General features: G+C 51.4%; 17 protein-coding genes. 9 read left to right on the top strand and 8 right to left on the bottom strand.

Annotated features, from left to right (window positions below):
• Positions 1 to 44: 44 nt before the first annotated feature.
• The 7 genes from SD10_RS14940 to SD10_RS14910 form a co-directional block, all read right to left on the bottom strand.
• Positions 45 to 899 carry a DUF2911 domain-containing protein gene (locus SD10_RS14940; RefSeq protein WP_046574722.1) on the bottom strand — a complete coding sequence of 285 codons (855 nt, stop codon included), beginning with the start codon at positions 897 to 899 and terminating at the stop codon, positions 45 to 47.
• A 144-nt stretch (positions 900 to 1043) separates the two neighbouring features.
• Complete coding sequence (locus SD10_RS14935) at positions 1044 to 2291, bottom strand: MFS transporter (protein WP_082111605.1); 1248 nt, start codon at positions 2289 to 2291, stop codon at positions 1044 to 1046.
• A gap of 174 nt (positions 2292 to 2465) precedes the next feature.
• Entirely contained in the window at positions 2466 to 3770 is a 1305-nt protein-coding gene (locus SD10_RS14930; RefSeq protein ID WP_046574720.1) for a Gfo/Idh/MocA family protein, read from the bottom strand.
• Positions 3771 to 4100: 330 nt separating this feature from the next.
• A complete protein-coding gene (locus SD10_RS14925) occupies positions 4101 to 4901 on the bottom strand; it encodes a 3-ketoacyl-ACP reductase (RefSeq protein ID WP_046574718.1) in 801 nt (266 codons plus the stop codon).
• Entirely contained in the window at positions 4898 to 6343 is a 1446-nt protein-coding gene (locus tag SD10_RS14920; protein ID WP_046574717.1) for an oxidoreductase, read from the bottom strand. The genes SD10_RS14925 and SD10_RS14920 overlap by 4 nt, the downstream gene beginning before the upstream one ends.
• Positions 6340 to 7737, bottom strand: coding sequence for a glycoside hydrolase family 88 protein (locus SD10_RS14915; protein ID WP_046574715.1), 1398 nt, complete (start codon positions 7735 to 7737; stop codon positions 6340 to 6342). Before SD10_RS14915 ends, SD10_RS14920 begins: the two co-directional genes overlap by 4 nt.
• A 324-nt stretch (positions 7738 to 8061) precedes the next feature.
• Positions 8062 to 8415, bottom strand: a complete 354-nt coding sequence (locus tag SD10_RS14910) for a hypothetical protein (protein ID WP_046574713.1) — start codon at positions 8413 to 8415, stop codon at positions 8062 to 8064.
• Positions 8416 to 8475: 60 nt separating this feature from the next.
• On the opposite strand from SD10_RS14910, the gene SD10_RS14905 reads away from it, so the two are divergent.
• From SD10_RS14905 to SD10_RS14895, 3 genes are all read left to right on the top strand, one after another.
• Entirely contained in the window at positions 8476 to 8937 is a 462-nt protein-coding gene (locus SD10_RS14905; RefSeq protein ID WP_046574711.1) for an OsmC family protein, read from the top strand.
• 114 nt (positions 8938 to 9051) lie between these two features.
• The gene (locus SD10_RS14900; protein ID WP_046574708.1) at positions 9052 to 9234 is read left to right on the top strand and encodes a hypothetical protein; all 183 of its coding nucleotides are present in this window, start codon (positions 9052 to 9054) and stop codon (positions 9232 to 9234) included.
• A gap of 109 nt (positions 9235 to 9343) precedes the next feature.
• Positions 9344 to 10162, top strand: coding sequence for a thymidylate synthase (locus SD10_RS14895; RefSeq protein ID WP_046574704.1), 819 nt, complete (start codon positions 9344 to 9346; stop codon positions 10160 to 10162).
• A 96-nt stretch (positions 10163 to 10258) separates the two neighbouring features.
• Here the strand turns inward: SD10_RS14895 and SD10_RS14890 are convergent, their stop codons facing one another.
• Positions 10259 to 10558, bottom strand: a complete 300-nt coding sequence (locus tag SD10_RS14890; RefSeq protein WP_046574703.1) for a 2TM domain-containing protein — start codon at positions 10556 to 10558, stop codon at positions 10259 to 10261.
• 132 nt (positions 10559 to 10690) lie between these two features.
• Here SD10_RS14890 and SD10_RS14885 point away from each other — a divergent pair, with 132 nt between their 5' ends.
• The 6 genes from SD10_RS14885 (at position 10691) to SD10_RS14860 (ending at position 21038) form a co-directional block, all read left to right on the top strand.
• Positions 10691 to 12430: a helix-hairpin-helix domain-containing protein gene (locus SD10_RS14885; protein WP_046574702.1), complete on the top strand. Its 1740-nt coding sequence runs from the start codon at positions 10691 to 10693 to the stop codon at positions 12428 to 12430.
• Between the two features lie 139 nt (positions 12431 to 12569).
• Positions 12570 to 14981 (top strand): TonB-dependent receptor, encoded by a 2412-nt coding sequence (locus SD10_RS14880; protein ID WP_046574701.1) that lies wholly within the window; start codon positions 12570 to 12572, stop codon positions 14979 to 14981.
• The gene (locus tag SD10_RS14875) at positions 14981 to 16036 is read left to right on the top strand and encodes a DUF4249 domain-containing protein (protein ID WP_046574699.1); all 1056 of its coding nucleotides are present in this window, start codon (positions 14981 to 14983) and stop codon (positions 16034 to 16036) included. Before SD10_RS14880 ends, SD10_RS14875 begins: the two co-directional genes overlap by 1 nt.
• A gap of 3 nt (positions 16037 to 16039) precedes the next feature.
• Positions 16040 to 17128 (top strand): DUF4249 domain-containing protein, encoded by a 1089-nt coding sequence (locus SD10_RS14870; RefSeq protein WP_052731191.1) that lies wholly within the window; start codon positions 16040 to 16042, stop codon positions 17126 to 17128.
• 51 nt (positions 17129 to 17179) lie between these two features.
• The gene (locus SD10_RS14865; RefSeq protein WP_046574696.1) at positions 17180 to 18178 is read left to right on the top strand and encodes a glycosyltransferase family 9 protein; all 999 of its coding nucleotides are present in this window, start codon (positions 17180 to 17182) and stop codon (positions 18176 to 18178) included.
• Positions 18179 to 18488: 310 nt separating this feature from the next.
• On the top strand, positions 18489 to 21038 hold the full coding sequence (locus tag SD10_RS14860; RefSeq protein WP_046574695.1) for an FdhF/YdeP family oxidoreductase: 2550 nt from the start codon (positions 18489 to 18491) through the stop codon (positions 21036 to 21038).
• Positions 21039 to 21082 lie beyond the last annotated feature (44 nt).

The raw sequence follows: 21082 nt of genomic DNA, 5'->3' as shown, positions 1-21082 counted from the left end.
AACCCTGATAGGATTGGCCGTTTTTGGTTTTAATACAACTGAATTTACTTTTTAGCCGAGGCAATCAGGTCATTGGCCATCTTTACATAATCCGCATTTTTTGCTTCGCTCGCCAAAGCAACCGTTTTCTCGGCGCTGGCAATGGCACTGGCTTTTTCTTTTAGTTTCAACTCGATCCGAGCTTTCAGCAACATCACCCAAAAGGCTTTCGGATTTTGTTCTGTGGCCTTGGTTACCCAGCCAAGAGCCTGTTTCAAATCCCGGTTTGTATCGTAATAGTAACTGGCGGCCTCAAAATAAGCCGGTTTATCAGACGCTAAGGAAGCCTCAATGTTCTTTACGATTGTTTGGTCAATATCAGCGGTGATGGCAACGGGAACGCGGGTTTTATCCCACATAATTTCCAGCACGGCTGAGCTAGGCTGAATATCGGCAATGTTGATGGTAAACGTTTCTACCTTGTTGGCCAGCGTAGTCGGTTTCACCTGAACACGAACGACTTCGCTCTCTTTTTTATAGTCGCCCACGTTTGCCCCCAGGTTCAGGTCTTTGGAAAGCATTACTTCCCAGCTATTCTTCCCTGGAATCGTGAACAGCCCGTACGTGCCCGCTTTCACCTCTTTGCCTTCCAACTTCACATCCGACGAGAAGGTGATTTTAGACGTTGCATTGGCACCCGTACGCCATACTTTATCATAAGGAACCAGATCACCGAAGATGGTTCGGCCCTTTACTGCTGGCCGGGAATACTCAAGCGTAATGTCGCCTAGGGCGAAACTCTGCTTGGTGGTCTGGGATGGACTGGCGGCTGGCACTTTGAGTTGAGCCTGCGCAGCTGATAGTGAGCAAAGGGTAAGGAGAACGGCTACGGCGATAGGGGTAAACTTTAAACTCTTCATGATACAGAAAGGATGAATGTATTAGCTATGCGTTTGTTTTTAATACCCAAAGGTACAGATTATCCCGCCCGTAACGATTCGTTGGTCATTAGGGAATCATAAAATTTGACTAGTCTATAGGTTTTGGTTTAACGTTGTTGATGCTTATTCTTCCACGTAGTCCAGGTCTTTCTTAAATGTTTCGTCCAGAAAAGACAGCGCAATCAGCGCGATGATCAGCGTAAGGAGCCCCACCGCTAAAGCACTGTAAATGGTGCCGAGAGCAGGTTTTAGCTGGATGAAGAGGGCACTCAGCGGAATGGTAGCGCCCCGCACAAAGTTCGGAACGGTCGTGGCGACCGTGGCGCGGAGGTTGGTGCCAAAGAGTTCGGCGGCAATGGTCACAAACAAGGTCCAGTAGCCGTTAGCAAACCCCAGGCAAACACAGACGACGTAGAAGAGCGTGATGTCGCGGACGGGAGCCAGCAGATAAACCAGCATAAAGACAAACGAAAGCAGCATAAACAATCGGATGACTTTCTTGCGGCTTTGCATCGACTGACTCAGAAAACCGCTAACCAGATCGCCCGCTACCTGTCCCGAAAAACTTAACATGACGGCTTTTCCCGCGACGACGGGTGCACTCAGACCGAGGGCCTTTCCAAACTCGGGCGAGAACGTGATGAGAATACCGACCACAAACCAGATCGGTAAACCAACCAGAATACTCTGAATGTATTTCGCCAGTCGAGCCCGGTCGGAAAAGAGCATGCCGATACTACCGCGTGATAAAGTTTGTTTTTGCGATTTGATAAACAGACCCGACTCCAGCACATTGAACCGTAAAACCAGAAGCGTGAGGCCCATACCACCGCCGATGAAATACGAAATGCGCCAATCAAAAAGGTCGGCCATGAAATACGCCAGTATGGCGCCCAGGACGCCCATCGTGGCCACAAGCGTAGTGCCGTAGCCCCGAATTTGCTTCGGCAGAATCTCCGTGACCAGCGTAATGCCCGCCCCCAGCTCGCCCGCTAGCCCCAGTCCGGCAATAAAGCGCAGGCCCACATACTGATTCAGTGAGGTAACGAAGCCGTTCGCAATATTGGCCAGCGAATACAACAGAATGGAGCCAAAAAGCACCGAAAGCCGCCCCCGTTTATCGCCCAGAATACCCCAGAAAATGCCGCCAATCAGCAGCCCGGCCATCTGGGCGTTGAGCAACAGAATGCCTTCACTCAGTAAGCGGTCGCCATCGACACCCAGTGCCTTTAAGCTGGGAACGCGCACGACACTGAACAAAAACAGGTCGTACATATCGACCAGATAACCAAGGGCCGCTACCAGCACGGGCAGTTGCAGAAGTTGGCTGATAACCGTACGGTTGGTGGAGGTTGTCGCTGGGGTGATCATTGGGTTTGAGCGTTAATTGAGATCAGGATAGTCTTGATTTGTGGGTGTCGGGATCGGATTGTCCCTGTGGAGTCGGGTTCTTAAACCCGACCACGCTCGCGTCAGCAATTAGAGTCGGGTTTGAGAACCCGACTCCACAGGGACAATCCGACACCACGGGGAATCCGGCCAGTGCTACACTTTCTCCGGTACGACAAACGGTGCCCGGTACTTACGCGTCAGCATCTGGTTGGCTTCCTTATCACTCACAAACACTTCGTTCTTGGGATCGAAATGCAGGGTGCGCCCCAGGCGGTAGGCGATATTGCCAAGGTGAGCGATCCCCGATGCCAGGTGCGCCGTTTCGACAGGGCCGTTTTGCTTTGCCGTATCCCGCGCCCGAACCGCTTCTATAAAGTTCAGGTAATGGTCACCTCCTTCGTTACGGGCCGGACCCGGAGCGCGTTCTTTTCCCAGAAAGGTTTTGTAATCCGAATAGCCGTTGACGACCATGTAGCCCTTATCGCCATAAAAAATATTGCCAATTTCAACCCCGTCTTCTTTATTGGTCATCCACGGGCGAACCTCGAATTGAATGACCTTTCCCGACGACGGGTACTTGTAGATCGACGTAAGCGTTTCGGGCGTTTCCTTGCAGTCATTCCAGAGGAATTTGCCGCCAGCCGATGTGATTTCTTCGGGAAGCCCAACGTCCAGCCCCCACATGCAGAGGTCCGTTTCGTGAATGCCCTGGTTGCCAATGTCGCCATTACCATAATCCCAGAACCAGTGCCAGTTGTAATGGACATAGTTTTTGCTGAACTCTTTGGCCTGTGCCGGTCCCTGCCACATGTTCCAGTTGAGTTCCGATGGCACGGGCGAGTTGCCTTTGTTGCCAATGTCGGGACGCCATTTATAGACCAGCCCCCGTGCCATATACACCTTGCCGATTAGCCCATCGCGCAGGTGCTTAATGGCTTCCTGAATGGCCACGGAGCTTCGCAGTTGCACCCCATGTTGCACAATACGCTTGTAGTGATGGGCGGCTTCAACTAATTTTCGGCCTTCGCGAAGGTTATGCGCACCGGGTTTTTCCACGTACACATCTTTGCCCGCCTGACACGCCCAGATAGCCGCCAGAGCGTGCCAGTGGTTGGGCGTGGCAATGCTCACCACATCAATATCCTTGTCTTCATAAACCTGTCGAAGGTCGGCTACGGTTTTTACTTTTTTGTTGTACTTCTTCTCGAAGTCACTGGCTCCGTTCTGAAGTACCGTGCTGTCCACATCGCAGAGGGTTGCAACCTCCACATCGTTGAGTCGCGAGAATCCCTGAATATGATCTTTCCCCCGCCCATTAATGCCGATAACCCCTACGCGAACCCGGTCATTGGCCCCGAAGGCACTTGCCGGAATAAAAGTAGGCATGCCCATAGCTGCCAACGAACTGACCGCCCCCGCCTTGAGGACATACCGCCGTGAAACTTGGTTTTCTTTCATGATGCAAATAGGTTTAGGGTTTGTGGTTTTACGGTTTGTCGCTTTTAGTTTTATACCTAAGGATTAGGTTGCACTCCGTGGGCCGTGTCCTCACGGCCTAACCATCCGGTCGGGTGGTCCGTGTCCTCACGGACCACGGAGTGCAACCTGATCACCCAAAATAGGTAGTTTATAGTTTGTTGTTCGTGTTTTCCGTGGGCCGTGTCCTCACGGCCCACTTATCCGGATGGTTAGGCTGTTTTTCCACAGCCTAGGGAATACAACCTAATCAGTCAAAACGGATAATTTGTGGTTCGTGGACGCGCCAGCCAACTATAAACTACAAACCGTTCACAGTCTCGGTATCGTCAGCCCACCGTCGACCAGAATGACTTGTCCGGTCGAATAGGGGAAATCGCCTTTTGCCAGTGCGGTTACGGCTCGGCCTACATCGTTGGGGAGCCCCCAGCGTTTCTGCACGCAAAGCCCGCTGTCGATGAGCGCGTCGTATTTGGCTGTTACGCCGGCCGTCATATCCGTTTTTATAATGCCCGGCCGTACTTCATAGACCGGTATATCATATTCGCCCAGCCGGGTTGCAAACAGCTGAGTCGCCATGCTCAGACCAGCCTTCGCTACGCAATATTCCCCTCGATTCACCGACGCAACCGTAGCCGAAACCGATGATACATTGATAATGCAACCCCAGAAATCAGCTTGCGCTGCCCGTTGGGCAATCATCCAGTTGGCGGCAGCCTGTGTCAGAAAGTAAGCTCCCTGCAGATTGGTTGACAGCACGTACTGAAAACTTTCTTCAGTTGCTTCCAGAATGTCCCGGCGCTCTTTAGGGGCTACGCCCGCGTTATTGACCAGCACATTGAGCCGACCGAAATGGGCCTTGATCTCCTGTAACATGTCTTCCCTCGCCGATGTCGACGCAATGTCGCCCTGGCAATAAATAACATCGCTTCCCCGGTCTTTCAAGCCATTAAGGGCATCCCTGACGGCCTCTTCCGGCCGAACACCATTGATGGCAAGGTCGAATCCGGCATCGGCCAACTGCTCCGCTATACCGTATCCGATGCCGCGGCTTCCTCCTGTGATCAAAGCAACAGGAGCAGTACGCCCGAACGGACCCTTCGCGTTTTTCATAGGCTTTCTTTTAGCGCTTTGAGCTGGTCGGCTTCGGCCGTTTTCTTGTAGAGCGGGTCCAGCGGATAGCAGCCGGAAATGAGGCCATTCCGGGGAGCTGTCGTGCAGTCCGAAAACGTACGGCAAATCTGGTTGCGAACCAGCGCCCGACCGGCAAGCATATCGGCGGGCATCGTCGGGTAAGACAGGACCATACGCCCAAAACCAACACTATCGGCCATACCCGTGCGCAGGACATGTTGGGCTACGTTAGGAAGCCATTCCTGTAAATACGAATACCCTGACCCAATAATGACCAGATTCGGAAAGGCCTGTTTCAGTTCGTGGGTAACATCGAGTTGGCGTTTCACCCCCAACAGCGGGTCTTCGGGTGGCAGATAACCGTCCGACGGGGGAAACAGCGCCGGTCGCATCAGGTGCGGGTTGTAGTAGGGGCTTCCCCCTGTCACACAGACCAGCTGTATACCAAGCGATTCTACCAATGACAGCAGCATTTTCGTCTCCGTCAGGTCGAAGCCTAATCCGTTGGCTTTCCCGCCAAAGGCGAACGGGTACTGTTCTGCCCCTTCGGGAATGCCCGCGCCCGTCGGCCCTTTTTTGAAGGGGAGCATATCGAATGCACTCAGGCGAATCCCGATCTCAAGCCCTGGCGCGGCTTCCCGAATGCCCGCAACGATGGTTCGCAGAAAGCGCGTCCGGTTCTCAAATGAGCCCCCGTATCGCCCTTCCCGGCTCACCGCACTTAGGAACTCATGACCCAGATAACCGTGGCAGTGTTTTACATCCACAAAATCGAAACCTGCTTTTTGAGCGAGTCTGGCGGCTTCTACGTATTGTTCGATGATCTGATCAATGTCCTCATCCGTGAGCACTGGGTGGTCAGCGCTCATGCCGAACTTGCTGTTCAGGAACGGATGACTGTACAGAATCTTCGGCTCAAAGGTTTTCTTATCCGCAGGTTTACAAAAGCGCCCTGAATGGGTTAGCTGAAGTCCAATCAATAAATCGTCGGTTTGCCCGAACGCTTCAGTATGGGCATCCAGAATGAGTTGTCGCAGCTCGACAAAATCAGAAAAGGTTTCATTATTCAGCACCAACTGGTTTGGGTTGGCCTTCCCCGAATGGCAAACGGCCACAGCCTCACAGCCAAACAGGAGTTTCGCGCCACTGATAGCGAACTTCTTCCAGCGGGTTCGGGTAAAATCCGTTGGTCGGCCGTCGGTGGTGCCGTCCCAGCCTTCCATGGGTAAAATGCAAAGGCTGTTGCCAATGGTTTTGCCTGACTTGAGCTGAATCGGTCGGTTAAACGGGCTTTCGGCAGGGGGCAATAAGGTTTCATCGAACGGCAGGCCAATGTCGTTCCTCGTTAAATAATCGCGTAGGTCAGTCGTGGTTTTCAACTGGGCCATGCGCGGAAACTGCGGCTTGTATTTCTCGCTCATCGGGTCTGGTGCGGTTCAGCGATGCGGTTAAAAAAGGTGTAGTAGGGTTGGTTGTGAATGATTCGCTGGAGATACAAGGCGACCTCACGCGCATGGTAATCGCCCCACATGCTCGATTCGCCGTTGGCAATTTTGCTCCCCGCCGGTACGTAATCCCAGCCGTTGGGCTGGTGGTAGATAGAATGCAAAAGCAAGCCTTGGTGGCTTGGGTCAGTACTGAGGTAGGGCTCGTCGAAGAGCGTGTTAAGGATAGTCAGTCCTGCCTGAAAATACCGTTGACCTGCTTCTGTATTGCCCGTCTGTTTCAGATAGTTGCCTAACCGTAACAATCCCTGCGCACCAATGGCCGCAGCCGAGCTATCGACGGGCTCAAACGCATTATACGGATCGGCCGGGCGATTCAGGTAGTCGCCTAAGCGGTGTAAGTTTGGTGCGCCTGTATCCCAGTAGGGAATGCCATCGGTCGGAGTATGATCAATATAAAAATCGCAGGTGGCCGTAGCGGCTTTTCGCATGAAGGCTTCGATGCGCTCGCGTCCGCCAAAGGCTTCCAATTCAGCATCATCGCGGGTGGCGAGCCATTCGAGTTCTTCGGCAAATCCACACATGGCCCAGGCGAGGCCACGCGTCCAGGTCGTAAAGCCCGAGTAACCTTGCTGCGAATTAGGGCAACGGAAATTGCCGTCTTTCGCATTAAAAACACTTTCGTGGGCCGTACGCCCCCAGATGTCATAGGTATCGCGTCCTTCGCCATAAAATACGGAGTAATCGGCCGTGGCTTTCATGTGCTGAAGCGCCCGTTCCAGGAGGTTGATTTTTACATCGCCCTCTCCCTGGAAAACATGACCCAGCGCGTGGCTCAGCACCAGGGACCGGCACGAGCGAATGGTATCGACAAAGAGGGAGTGCGGCCCGTTGAAGGAACTGATAAAGCCCCCGTTTCTGATGGGTGTCCAGCGGCTGGCCTGAACAGCTCCGGAGATTTTTAACGCTAGCTCGTAAACGTTTCGCTCCCAATCAGTAGCAGGAATCCGTCCTTCCTGCATCAGTCGAAGCAGGTTGCCATAGGTGCTGACGTTGTTGAAACCGTGGTCATGCACACCAATATGGCTGATGTGAGGAGCCATCACGCTGATTGTTTTCTGACGCCCCATCTCCAGAAAATAAGAGTCATCGGTGGCATCGAACTGTAAAATAGCTGACCCAAACTGAAAGCCCTGTGTCCATTCTGTCCAGCCTCGGGTAGTATACTTACCCTGAACGGTGAAGACTGGAGAACCTTTTTTTTCGTCGTATTCGGTATCGATCAGTCGGATCTTCTGACCCGAGAGCGTCCATAATCGGTCAAGTTTTGTTGATAGGTCGGCCGGGTGGAGCGAATGGTCAATCTGCATTGAGTAGCGAAGGCTGGGGTTTTGGTTTGGGTACTAGTTAATCATGGAATAGTCTAATAGGACAAAGAAGAAGAAGCCGGGTCGCTACTGTATGAAGCTGCTGAAAATGAACTATTCGTGTACAGGTGGGGCGGTTGGATGCATAATCGGCAACCTGATCGGCTGGGCGGGCATGTACAGATTGCTCGCCGTAATGTCAGTTTTAAGAATCGCACCGGCGGCCCGGCTTACATCACCGTGGCCTGATTATAGCGAGGGCAGTGCAATGAAGAACACACCAATCGCCTGATAAGTGAAAAGGAAACAACTGTCTTGAGCGGAAAATTAGAAAAGACCCTGCCCGAGGAAACGCGGTAGTGCAATGGGCTTATTATTCAGAATAAGAAAGTAAACCAATCCGGCCAGCACTAAATAGCTGAAGGCCAGCCATTTTCTTTTCTGGGCGAACTCCGCCGGGTGGTGGTAGTAATCGTATATCATGGATGCCGATAAGCCCATGACCATCAGAAAGAACGAGAACACGCCAAAATCTGTTCGATAATGACTCACCGACTGCATGAACTTTGCGCCCGACAGGATGTAAAGCAGCCAGGCACCGAACCCTGCCCGATACAGGTAGACGCTCAACCGCCGGTCGTTTTTAAGGTCAAAAAGGTCGTCAGTGAATTTTTCAGACATAGCCTGTTTTACTTTGGGCTTGTGAAAATACAAACTCTTTCCATTAAACGCAAAAACACAATGCTTGATTCACAACCGGTTGACACCGTTCAGGAATTTAAGACAATGCATGTCGAGCTGGTACGCGTCGACAATGCTTTTCATTTTGAAGCGCTTGGCACCTCAGGCGTGGCCCAGCATATGGATGCGGCAACCGACATTGGTGGCCATAATGCGGGCGCCCGCCCGATGGAAATGTTGCTGATGGGCCTGGCCGGTTGCTCGGCGATCGACGTGGTCCTGATCCTTCAAAAACAAAAACAAGTCATCGACGACTTTCGGATGAAAGTTGATGGTCTTCGGGAGAAGGACGCGACGCCCTCGCCTTTCAAAAAGATTCATATTACGTACCTGCTCAAGGGCCAGTTAGACGAAGTAAAGGTGAAACGGGCCATTGATCTATCAATGGACAAATATTGCTCGGCCACCGCGCAGTTCCGGCCTTCCACCGACATTACGTATTCATTTGAGATCCAAGCTTAAGCAGACATCTGCGCTTCACAGAAGCTGCCAAAGGTAGTGTCAGAAAGTGGCGTAGTTTTTGCACGCGTTTGAGCGATACACGATCGTATCAGAAACGTAAAAACGGGATTGATCATGAAAAAAACCATCCTGGGTGTTGCTTTGCTGGCTACCCTAACGACCCTGTCATTTGCTGGTGACATTCGTAAAGACAAGAAGGTTAAAAAAGCTGCGTCAGCGGCCTGTGACAAAGCGAAGTCGGCTGACTGCGAGAAAGGAAGCGGGCATGCGTGCTGCATGAAAAAAGCCCAGGCTTAGACCTTATATCCTTCCGTAATGGTGTACTCAACCCCTCCGCCTTTCGGGCGAGGGGTTTTATTTTTGCCCTAAAGTTTGCCTTCCCCCTCGCGACTTACGACTTTTGTTTATGCAACAATACCACGATCTCCTACGCCATATTCTCGCCAATGGTTCGCGTAAAACAGACCGCACCGGCACAGGTACTATTAGTGTTTTTGGTTACCAGATGCGCTTTAACCTGCAGGATGGCTTTCCACTGCTAACGACCAAGAAGGTACATACCAAGTCCATCATCCACGAATTGTTGTGGTTTATCAAGGGCGATACCAATATCAAGTACCTGAAAGACAATGGTGTTTCTATCTGGGACGAATGGGCGGATGAGAACGGGGACCTGGGGCCCGTGTATGGCAAACAGTGGCGAAGCTGGCAGTCGGATGGCCAAACGATTGACCAGTTGAGTGATGTGCTGAAACAGCTTAAAAACACCCCCGATTCGCGACGGATGATTATTTCGGCCTGGAATCCCGCCGATGTTCCCAGCATGGCCCTGCCGCCTTGTCACCTGTTGATGCAATTTTACGTAGCGCCCCCGGACCCCGAAAAAGGAGAGACGGTAAACAAGCTCTCCTGCCAGCTTTACCAGCGCAGTGCCGACGTGTTTTTGGGAGTGCCCTTCAACATTGCCAGCTATGCGTTGCTAACGATGATGATTGCCCAGGAGTGCGGCTACACAGCTCACGAATTTATCTGGACGGGCGGTGATACCCATTTGTACCTGAACCACCTGGAGCAGGTGGAAACACAGCTCGCCCGCGACATCCGGCCGTTGCCAACCATGCGGCTCAATCCAGCGGTGAAGTCGGTATTTGACTTTACGTACGACGATTTCACGCTCGAAAATTATGCCCCACACCCCGCTATCAAGGCGCCGGTAGCGGTATAGGTTTAAGTATTCGGTTTTGGTTTACGGTGAAAAAAGCGCGTTTGATTGTCAATTAACCCATCTATATAGACCCCAAACCAAAAACCGAATACCATTTCACTGACTCACCAGTTTCTGGTACTCTTTTTCAATCATGTTTTGCTCGCTGCTATGAAACACGGTGAGATAGTGTGAGACTAAGCCGATACCCCAGCCAATCATCGGGAAAATGGGCCAGGGGAAAACAGTGCCCGAATGGCCGTCTGACTGAACGGCGAAGGCGGTAAAAGCCCAGATGAGCCACAAGCCACTATTAATAATCAGGAAAGTGCGTAGGTGAATACGAAAACCGACGCGGGCTTTCGCTTGTTTCCACAAATAAGGGTCGCGCTGGGGCGTATTGTGTATCGTTTCCATGATCCTGCGTTTTTGTTTAGGAGTGATTAGACTGATTTGTGTCTCGACAGATCAAAGATCATAGCGCTAGCCTCTTGCTGTCCTTAAAATCTGACCAATTGCCTAACTTGCGGAGTGAATTCCCCCATTACCATGACCAATTCCGAAATCGTCGACCTGCTTGAATTGACTGGCCGGTTGATGGAGCTTCACGACCGTGATGCCTTCAAAACCCGTACCTTCCAGAGTGCCGCCTTTAACCTGGACAAATCCACGGCTGACCTGGGCAACCTGCCCGTAGAGGAACTGGTTAAACTGCCCGGCGTGGGCAAATCGGTAGCACAAAAAATCCGGGAAATAGCTGAAACCGGACACCTGACGGACCTGGATGAGCTGCTGGCCCAAACGCCCGAAGGTGTTCTGGACATGTTTCGGATAAAGGGATTGGGTGTTAAGAAAGTCCGTACTCTCTGGCATGAGTTGGGCATTACCAACCTTCGGGATCTTCAACTGGCGGGCGAGAACGGCCAAATCGCCAAAATTAAAGGATTTGGGACCAGCACGCAGGAGAAAATACTGGCTGCCCTGGAGTTTTTGCAGGAACAGCAAGGCAAGGTACGAATGGACAAAGCGGCCATGATGGCTAACTTGCTCCAGGACGAATTATCAACGCATTTCGAGCGCGTCGAACTCAGTGGTCAGGTACGTCGGAAAGCGCAGGAGGTGGATGTCGTCCAACTGCTGATCCAGACCAGCGATCCGATTTCGGCAATGGGTACGCTGAATACGTTGCCCAATCTACATCAAAACGAAGTCGAATCGTCGCCGTTTGTTTGGCGGGGACAATTAACGGGGTTCGATGTTCAGGTAGAATTGCTGCTGTATCCGGCCGAACAAATGAACCGGCAACTCTTCATTCATACCGCTGCCGACCCCCATTTACGCCAGGCCGGAACGGGAGGTATTCCCTTACTCCAGATTGCGTATGCGAGTAATCTGCCAGACGTAAAGAACCCAACGGCGACGGCAGTAGCTGACGCAGAAAAGGCTATCTACCAGCAGGCGGGTTTACCGTATATCGTTCCCGAGATGCGCGAAGATGACTTTGCTTTTCGCTGGGCCAGCCGCCATTCCAATGAAGAACTCGTCACCTGGGATGACCTTCGGGGAACGCTGCATAACCACAGCACCTGGTCGGATGGCAAGCAATCCGTGGCCGATATGGCGGCCTACTGCCGGGAACTGGGCTTGAGTTATTTTGGTATTGCCGACCATTCCAAAACGGCTTCTTATGCCGGTGGACTCGACGCCGAACGGGTGCATCAGCAACAGCTCGAAATCGATGAACTGAACAAAGGGTTTGGGGATGAATTTCGTATTTTTAAAGGCATTGAGTCGGATATTCTGAGTGACGGTTCCCTCGATTACGATGATGCTACGCTGGCTACCTTCGATTATGTGGTTGCATCGGTCCATCAAACCCTGACGATGACTCAGGAGAAGGCCACGACGCGGTTGTTACGGGCCATTGAAAACCCTTATACGACAATCCTCGGGCATCCCACCGGTCGTTTACTACTCGCTCGCGAAGGCTATCCAATCGATCACCGGGCCATCATCGACGCTTGTGCCGAGCACAATGTCATAATTGAAATCAACGCCAGTCCATACCGGCTCGACATTGACTGGCACTGGATCGATTACGCCATGCAGCAGGGGGTTATGCTGAGTATCAACCCCGATGCACACAATCTGGTTGGGTTGCTTGACATGCATTATGGCGTGGCCATAGGCCGAAAAGGCGGCTTAACCAAAGCCATGACCTTTAATGCCCTCACGCTGGAAGAGATGAGTAATTATCTTCAAAATAGGCGTAAAAATATACTTAAGTAGATTTGGTCGTCCAGACAAGCTTAGATTAATAATTGCTTAAGGTTAGTTAGAAATAGGGTATATCAATTATTTTGATTCTTTATTCCATTAAGTATCAGCTTGATGGACTCGTTTAATTGTGCCTTCTAACCACCACTCTATGCGTTTTTTATGTTTACTGTTGCTTTCATTATGGCTGCTCAATGGGGCTATGGCCCAGCAAAAAAACAACTCTACGGTTGCTCCGGCTACGTTCTCGGCAACGGGCTACGTTCGGGATGTGAAAACCGGTAAACCCATTCAGGGGGTCAACATTGTCGTACTGAACGTATCCAAAGGCTATGTGACCGCAAAAGATGGATTTTACATTGTCCAACTGCCGCCTGGCCAGTACGTCCTACGGTTCTCACACGTGGGCTATCGCTCTAAGCAGGATACCATTTCGTTGCAAAAAACGCTCTTCCGGGAGGTGACGATGGAAGACGATGCCAAAGACCTGGAAGAGGTCGTCGTGACCAGTGAAACACCCGACCGAAATGTTCGTAAAGTGGAAATAGGTGTTTCGCAATTGACCATTCGCAGCATCCGCCGGATTCCGCCCCTGATGGGCGAGGTCGACATCGTGCGCAGTCTGCTATTATTGCCGGGTGTAACAACGGTTGGTGAGGGCGCACCCGGTTTCAACGTTCGGGGCGGGAGCGCCGACCAGAACCTGATCTTGTTCGACGAGGCTCCGGTATTCAATTCCAGCCACTTAATGGGCTTTTTCTCCGTCTTTAACCCCGATGTGGTGCGCGACGTAACCTTGAATCGGGGTGGGGTAGCAGCCGCTTACGGGGGCAGGGCCTCGTCGGTACTCGATGTGAAGATCAAAGAGCCGGATGCCACTAAATGGAGTGTAAATGGAGGCATTGGCATCATTTCCAGCCGGTTAGGCATTGAGGGGCCAATCATTAAAAACAAACTGTCGTTTCTGATCGCTGCGCGGGCATCGTTTAATGATTTTCTGTTTAAACTGGCGCCCCCGAATCTGAAAGGGACACAAGCTAATTTCTACGACCTGACGTCTAAGCTTAAGTACCAGCCCAACGAAAAAAATACGATTACGCTGACGGGCTACCTGAGTAAGGATATTTTTAAGCTGGCGTCGGACTCCCTCTCCGGGCAGGAAATTAATGCCTCCTCAACCCGGTTCAATTATCAGACGATGAACGCCGTGCTGCGCTGGAATTACTTCATGAGTAAACAGGTCAATCTGGCCACATCTGTCATCTTAAGCCGTTATCAGGCTAATTTATCATCGCCCGACTCGTCGAACGCCTTTGAGTTGAAGTCAGGTGTCTGGCATCGGCAGATCAAATCAGACCTGACGTATACACCCAACGAAGTCCACCAATGGCAGACAGGCGTGAGCGCTATTGCTTACCAGATCCAGCCAAACACCCGTGTTCCGGGTCCGTATTCCAACGTGCTGCCGGTCGACTTAGCCCGCGAGCAGGCCTACGAACTCGCGGCCTATGTTCAGGACGAATGGAAAGTAAATACGGCGGTAGCGGTTATTGCCGGGCTGCGCTATTCCGAATTATTGAATCGGGGACCTGCCACGGTACGCACCTACCAGGAAAATGGCCCCCGGCAGGATGAAACGGTAGCCTCTCAGCAAACGTATGGGTCGGGTAAAATCTATCACTCAATGGGTGGACTGGAACCCCGGCTGGCCGTACGCTGGTCGGTCAGTGAGGGAAAGGCCATCAAAGTCGGCTATAGCCGACTGCGGCAGTATATTCAACAGGTAACCAATACAACAGCTGCCCTGCCCACGTCGCGCTGGCACCTGAGCGATATGTATACGAAGCCCGTAATCGCCGATCAGTGGTCACTGGGGTATTTTAGTAACACCGCCGACAATGACATTGAGGCATCGGGCGAAGTGTATTATAAAACACTGACCAATGCCATCGACTATCGGGACGGGGCCGAGCTGCAACTGGCGCAAGCGGTTGAAACGCAGATTGTGCAGGGGAGCGGCCGGGCCTACGGTTTTGAAGGCCTATTGCGCAAAAATAAGGGCCGTTGGACGGGTTTCATGAGTTATACCTATGCCCGCACCTTCCTGACCATGAATAGCCCGTACGCTAGCGAACGAGTCAACAACGGTAATCCATATCCGGCTAACTACGACAAACCCCATACCCTCAATGTACTGGCTACCCACCGTCCAACGCCTTGGTTTAGTATGTCGTTGAATTTTACCTACAGCACAGGGCGGCCAACGACGCAGCCGTCGGCCATTGCCCGGGTGGCAGGAATACTGATCCCGATCTATCTGGACCGTAACCAACAGCGCGTTCCGGATTATCACCGACTCGATTTCTCCATGACGTTTGAGCAGAATCCGCTCAAGCATAAGAAGAACCAGAGCAGTTGGGTGTTTTCGATCTACAACGTGTATGCCCACAAAAATGCGTACTCCATATTCTACAAGTTGAGTCCGGCCTCGGCTTCGGACGCCTATAAGCTATCAATTTTCGGTACGGCTTTCCCTTCATTGACTTACAACTTCAAATTCTGATGAGACTGCCTGTTTACGTATTTGCTCCGCTCTTGCTGTGTGCACTTCTCGTGGTTTCGTGCGTTACGGAGTTTCAGCCCGATGCCGTCAGCATTCCTCCCTCGTTGATTATTGAAGGACAGGTTACCGATCAACCCGGCCCGTATACGATCAAACTTACCCGCACGGCCGATTATTCGTACAAAAGCCTGAATTTGCTGGAGACAGGTGCCACGGTCGTCATTTCGGATAATTTGGGCAATAAGGAAACCCTAAAGGAACAAGCCCCTGGGGGAACCTACCAGACGGCCAGCCTGCAGGGTGTAGCCGGTCGGAGTTACAAGGTCAGTATTCAGACGAAAGCAGGGAAGAAGTATGAATCAGACGCTGAAGTACTACCGGCTGCTCCACCTATTTTAAAAATTTATTCAGAATACACAAAAGAATCGGGTGGGATAAGTCTGGCAAAGAGCCAGGGATGGGACGTGTATCTGGACACGAAAGACCCCGAAGCACCGGGCAACTTTTACAAATGGAATTGGACACATTACGAATTTACGTCCGTCTGTTTAAAGCAGGAACTGCTGGATGGTAGCCTGGTGGGCGTGGGTTGCTGTTCAAATTGCTGGGATATTACCCGCTGTTATACCTGCATCAACATCACGTCAGACGTCAATATTAATGGAAAAGCCATTAGTCGACAATTCATTTCGCGCGTGCCCTATAAATCGACAAGTGCGTATTACATTGAAGTACAGCAACAGGCGATCAGTAAAGGAGCGTATGAATTCTGGAAAAGCGTTCGGCAGTTGACGAGCAATACGGGTGGCCTGTTCGATGCTGCTCCGGCTACCGTGCGGGGGAACGTTCATTCGATGAGCGATCCAACCGAAATAGTCTATGGTTATTTTGGCGCAACAGGGATCGCAGAGCAATACATGAATGTGGACCGCAGCAAAGGGGAGGGTATTCCTGACATAGATGTTCCCATAATTGTACCGCAGCCTACGGGCTGTGCCGTTTGCGAAAATAACCTTTACCGAACCCCAATTAAGCCACGCTGGTGGCAGTTTTAACGAATGATAAAGAAAAAAATAGATTGCTTTAAACGAACGGGAAGTTGGGGTATCTGCCTGTTGATGCTGGCTATGTATGCGTGTGTAACCCCTTATCAGCCGGATACAATCAGTATCGACTCATCTCTGATCATTGAGGGCCAGATTACGGATCAACCGGGACCATATACCATCAAACTTTCGCGAACAGCCGATTATTCTTTTAAAAGCCTCAACCTGCTGGAAGCTGGCGCAACGGTTGTCATCTCCGACAATCAGGGTAATCAGGAAACCCTGAAAGAGCAATCACCGGGGGGCACTTATCAGACCAGTGCAACGGGGCTACGGGGCGTGCCGGGACGAAGCTATACGCTCACGATTCAAACTAAATCCGGCAAACGGTATGTGTCGACACCGGAAGTTTTACCCGCCGTTCCACCCATTCAGAAACTGTACTACGAATCCAATTACACACCCGCTACAGCCACTGCCGATGCCGTACAAACCTGGTCTGTTTTTCTGGATTCAAAAGATCCAGATACGTTAGGTAACTACTACAAGTGGAATTGGACGCATTATGAGATGGCCATTGCGTGCCAGAAAACCTTTGTGCCTGCCAGAAGTATCTATACGGGTATAACCTGCTGTTCTGACTGCTGGGATATTACCCGTTGTTACACTTGCATCAACCTTAATTCAGACGCAAACATTAACGGAAAAGCAATTAGCCGACAGTTTATTGCTGATGTACCCTTCACGTCATTCAGTCGATATTATATAGAAGTTGAGCAGCAGGCACTTAGCCGAAGCGCCTACCAGTTCTGGAAAAGTGTGCGGCAACTGACCAATAATACAGGCGGATTATTTGATGCAGCTCCGTCAACTGTGCAGGGGAATGTAAAATCTGTCAGTAATCCTGACGAATTGGTGTACGGGTATTTTGGGGCAACTGGCCTTTCGGCAGGTTATTTATATGTAGACCGCAGTACAGGTCAGGGAGCACCTAAACTAGATTTTCCAACGGAGACGCCCTACCCAACAACACCGCCCTGTATTGCGTGCGCAAACAACTTGTACCGGACACCCGTCAAGCCGCGCTGGTGGACTTATTAATTGGTTTGGTGAGGTATTAGAAATAGAATAGATTTGTAAAGAGATTACACTATGGCCTCCCCGGTGAACGTACTGATTCTGCAATTTGCCTCTATTGGCGATGTCGTACTGACATCGCCTGTTGTGCGTTGTCTGAAACAGCAAATCCCCAATGCCGTCATTCATTTTTGTACCCGTCGGGAATACCAGCCCATCGTTGCCCACAATCCATACATTGCTGAACGTCACTATCTGGAAGATAGCTTGTATGCGTTGATCCGGCAACTCAAGATCCAGCGGTTCGACTACGTTATTGACCTGCAAAATACGTTTTCCACCCGCCTGATTAAGGCAGCGCTGGGTTCGCGGTCGTACAGCGTTGACAACCAGTCTTTTCGTAAATGGCTTTACGTTGGCTGGAAAATCAATGCGCTTCCTGACCAGCATATTGTGGATCGCTATATGGCCACTGTAATGCCGTTAGGGATAGAAAACGACGGGCGCGGGCTGGATTATTTTATCCCGTACAAAGATGAAGTTGAAGCCAGCTGGTTGCCGGAAACGCACCAGAACGATTTCGTTGCCTATGCCATTGGCGGTAAGCACATGACCTGTCGGTTGCCCCTGTTGCGCATAATCGAGTTATGTCTTAAAATAAATTATCCCATTGTCTTGTTGGGCGATAAGGAGGACCGTCAGGTTGGCGACGAAATTGTGCGGGCCATTGGGCATGAGCAGATTTATAACGCCTGTGGCCTGTTTAATCTCAATCAATCCGCTTCGCTTTTACAACGGGCCCGGGTGGTTTTTAGTCACGACACAGGACTGATGCACATAGCCGCTGCCCTTCGGAAAAAAGTCTATTCCATTTGGGGGAGCACAACGCCCCAGTTCGGGTTCTACCCCTACAAGACGGCCCACGTTCGGCTCGAAACACCGGGTTTAGGTTGCCGTCCCTGTTCAGCCACTGGCCTCGGTAACTGCCCAATGAAGCACTTCAAGTGCATGAACGACCTCTCGTTTGATTTTGACGTGAAAGAGTTGCGAACGAAAAAAAAGAATTTTGAGTGAGACTGCATCGCAGGTAAATTGTGTGCATTTAATTTTATGCTCATCGTGTTTATTCGTTTGACGTAAAACAAGCCCCCAATTTCTAGTGCCATCAACCATTTCTTCTCCGTAAAATAAGCCACCCAGGTGGTTCATGACCGGCTGTAAACCATTCCCTTTTTCCATCGGAAGGCCCATACACCAATACTATCGGAAAAAAGTTGCTTCTGTGTGGCCATACGTGCCCTTATTTAGTTACAGATAGACCGGCTGAGTTGACCAGCGTAGCCAGCGCAACGGTTCAGTCTCGACGTTATAGCCACTTGATTGTATGGAAAAGTCCCCAAACAGCGAATCCAAGCCAAGTAATCCGGCCGAACAGGATATAAATAATGCACCCAAAAGCGGTGAACGTCCTAACCAGGGCACAGAAATGACCAATGATCACTACGACCCATCGGGTAAGCCCGATGCCGACAAGCGCGTTTTTCCTACCCCCGATAATGTAGGTGCTAAACGTAGAAACCCCGTTCTGGCTCAACCACCAGAAGCCTTTACGGGACTCAAACTAGGCAAACCCGCCACGGTGGCAGCCGGGGTTACCGCTGTACTTAAATCCATGGAATTTTCGTGGGGAGAAGCGGGGGTAGGCCGGGGTACGCATGCCCTGTTGAAACTTAACCAGAAAGATGGGTTCGATTGCTCATCATGCGCCTGGCCCGATCCCGACGACCATCGGTCGGTAGCGGAGTTTTGCGAAAACGGTGCCAAAGCCACTGCGTCCGATGCCGATCATCGGCGCGTCGATCCGGAGTTCTTTGCCAACCACAGTCTGGTAGAGCTATCGCACATGACCGACCGCGATCTGAACAATGCCGGCCGGTTAACGCATCCCGTTGTTCGGCGTCCCGGAGCAACGCATTATACCAAAATTTCGTGGCCCGATGCGTTTCAATTAGTGGCTGATGAACTCAATGCACTGAAATCGCCCAACGAAGCCATCTTTTACACATCGGGTAAGGTGCCCAATGAACCGGCTTACCTCTATCAGCTTTTTGTGCGGCAATTTGGCACCAACAATCTGCCCGACTGCTCCAACATGTGCCACGAAAGCAGCGGTTCGGGTCTAAGCCCCACCCTGGGCTTGGGTAAGGGGTCTGTAACGCTGAATGATGTACACGAAGCAGAAGTCATTCTGATCATTGGGCAGAACCCCGGCACTAATCACCCCAGAATGCTGACGGCGCTGCAAATTGCCAAGCGAAACGGAGCTAAGATCATTGCCGTTAATCCGTTGCACGAAGCGGGGCTGAGTCACTTCAAGAATCCACAGGATTTCATGAATCCTATTAAAGCCGTGGGTACGTTACTCAGTGCGGGCACACCCATTGCCGACCTGCATTTACAGGTGAAGGTGAACGGGGACATGGCCGTTTTGCAGGGCATCATGAAGCACCTCCTGCGGGCAGAAGAGCTAAATCCCGGCGAGGTTATCGACCACGAATTTATCAAGCAATACACGGCTCACTACGATGAGTTTCTGGAGAACCTTCGAAACACCAGTTGGGAAGATATCGAGGAAATCAGCGGACTATCGCAGGGACAATTGCTGGAAGCCGCTAATCTGATCGCACCCAAGCAAAAAATCATTACGTGCTGGGCAATGGGCATTACGCAGCAGAAGAACGGCGTAATGAGCGTGCAGGAGATCGTCAACCTGCACCTGATGAAAGGGGCGGTTGGCAAGCCGGGTGCAGGAACCTGTCCCGTTCGGGGTCATTCCAATGTGCAGGGCGACCGCACCATGGGCATTTGGGAACGGCCTCATAAAGAGTTTCTGGATGCACTGAAGGAGGAATACGGTTTCGAGCCGCCCCGCGAGCATGGTTATGATGTGGTCGAGTCGATCAAGGCGATGTATGAAGGCAAAACGAAGGTATTTATGAGCCTGGGAGGTAATTTCCTGTCGGCAGCTCCTGATACCGAGTTCGTCGCCGAAGCGCTTCGCAAACAGCGGCTTACCGTTTTTGTCAGCACGAAGCTTAACCGGGGTCACCTTGTAACGGGTGAAACATCCCTGATTTTGCCCTGCCTGACCCACGTAGACATCGATATGCAGCGCTCAGGCCATCAGTTCACGTCCTGCGAAAACTCCATGGGCGTGGTCAGCCAGAACAAAGGGGTGCTACAGCCCCTATCCCGCGAAATGCTCAGCGAGGTAGCTATTCTGTCCGGGATTGCTATTGCAACACTGGGCGACCGCTCGACAGTCGATTGGGTAGGATATACGGAAAACTACGATACGATTCGGGATGCGATTGCTCGGGTGATTCCCGGCTTCGATAAGTTTAACGAGAAGATTCGTAAGCCGGGTGGCTTTTATCTGCCCAATGGCCCTCGCGAACGAAACTTCACCACGGAAAATGGAAAGGCTAATTTTACCGTGACGGACATGCCGAAACATACCCTTGAGCCAGATCAACTGGTGCTGATGTCCATTCGGAGCCACGACCAGTTCAATACGACAATTTATGATTACAACGACCGATACCGGGGCGTGTATGGCGAACGGCGGGTGATCTTCATGAATCCACAGGATATGGATGATCGGCACATCCGTGAGCGGCAGTTGGTGACGATTACCAGCCATTTTGAGGGCCAGAAACGAATGCTGGAGCGATTCATCGCTATTCCCTACAACATTCCTAAAGGCAACACCGCGGCTTATTACCCGGAAATGAACCCGCTGGTTCCCATTGCCAGTGTTGCCTACATCAGCAACCAGCCGACCTCTAAGTTTGTGGTCGTTACGGTAGAACCAATTCCCGAATTGCTACCCGAAGGAAGTACATCGACCATCCGAATGACGGTAGCGGCCTAGTTTTTTGTCATTCTGAAGCCGGAAGAATCTTAACGTTTTCTCAC

The sequence above is a fragment of the Spirosoma radiotolerans genome (assembly GCF_000974425.1).
Classification (GTDB): domain Bacteria; phylum Bacteroidota; class Bacteroidia; order Cytophagales; family Spirosomataceae; genus Spirosoma; species Spirosoma radiotolerans.
The sequence above is the reverse complement of the archived record's forward strand: the minus strand, read 5'-3'. Positions and strand labels throughout refer to the sequence as shown.

What these genes read in the sequence shown, in the direction of transcription:
- SD10_RS14940 (WP_046574722.1), bottom strand. Translation starts at nt 899, where the DNA reads ATGAAGAGTTTAAAGTTTACCCCTATCGCCGTAGCCGTTCTCCTTACC.
- SD10_RS14935 (WP_082111605.1), bottom strand. Translation starts at nt 2,291, where the DNA reads ATGATCACCCCAGCGACAACCTCCACCAACCGTACGGTTATCAGCCAA.
- SD10_RS14930 (WP_046574720.1), bottom strand. Translation starts at nt 3,770, where the DNA reads ATGAAAGAAAACCAAGTTTCACGGCGGTATGTCCTCAAGGCGGGGGCG.
- SD10_RS14925 (WP_046574718.1), bottom strand. Translation starts at nt 4,901, where the DNA reads ATGAAAAACGCGAAGGGTCCGTTCGGGCGTACTGCTCCTGTTGCTTTG.
- SD10_RS14920 (WP_046574717.1), bottom strand. Translation starts at nt 6,343, where the DNA reads ATGAGCGAGAAATACAAGCCGCAGTTTCCGCGCATGGCCCAGTTGAAA.
- SD10_RS14915 (WP_046574715.1), bottom strand. Translation starts at nt 7,737, where the DNA reads ATGCAGATTGACCATTCGCTCCACCCGGCCGACCTATCAACAAAACTT.
- SD10_RS14910 (WP_046574713.1), bottom strand. Translation starts at nt 8,415, where the DNA reads ATGTCTGAAAAATTCACTGACGACCTTTTTGACCTTAAAAACGACCGG.
- SD10_RS14905 (WP_046574711.1), top strand. Translation starts at nt 8,476, where the DNA reads ATGCTTGATTCACAACCGGTTGACACCGTTCAGGAATTTAAGACAATG.
- SD10_RS14900 (WP_046574708.1), top strand. Translation starts at nt 9,052, where the DNA reads ATGAAAAAAACCATCCTGGGTGTTGCTTTGCTGGCTACCCTAACGACC.
- SD10_RS14895 (WP_046574704.1), top strand. Translation starts at nt 9,344, where the DNA reads ATGCAACAATACCACGATCTCCTACGCCATATTCTCGCCAATGGTTCG.
- SD10_RS14890 (WP_046574703.1), bottom strand. Translation starts at nt 10,558, where the DNA reads ATGGAAACGATACACAATACGCCCCAGCGCGACCCTTATTTGTGGAAA.
- SD10_RS14885 (WP_046574702.1), top strand. Translation starts at nt 10,691, where the DNA reads ATGACCAATTCCGAAATCGTCGACCTGCTTGAATTGACTGGCCGGTTG.
- SD10_RS14880 (WP_046574701.1), top strand. Translation starts at nt 12,570, where the DNA reads ATGCGTTTTTTATGTTTACTGTTGCTTTCATTATGGCTGCTCAATGGG.
- SD10_RS14875 (WP_046574699.1), top strand. Translation starts at nt 14,981, where the DNA reads ATGAGACTGCCTGTTTACGTATTTGCTCCGCTCTTGCTGTGTGCACTT.
- SD10_RS14870 (WP_052731191.1), top strand. Translation starts at nt 16,040, where the DNA reads ATGATAAAGAAAAAAATAGATTGCTTTAAACGAACGGGAAGTTGGGGT.
- SD10_RS14865 (WP_046574696.1), top strand. Translation starts at nt 17,180, where the DNA reads ATGGCCTCCCCGGTGAACGTACTGATTCTGCAATTTGCCTCTATTGGC.
- SD10_RS14860 (WP_046574695.1), top strand. Translation starts at nt 18,489, where the DNA reads ATGGAAAAGTCCCCAAACAGCGAATCCAAGCCAAGTAATCCGGCCGAA.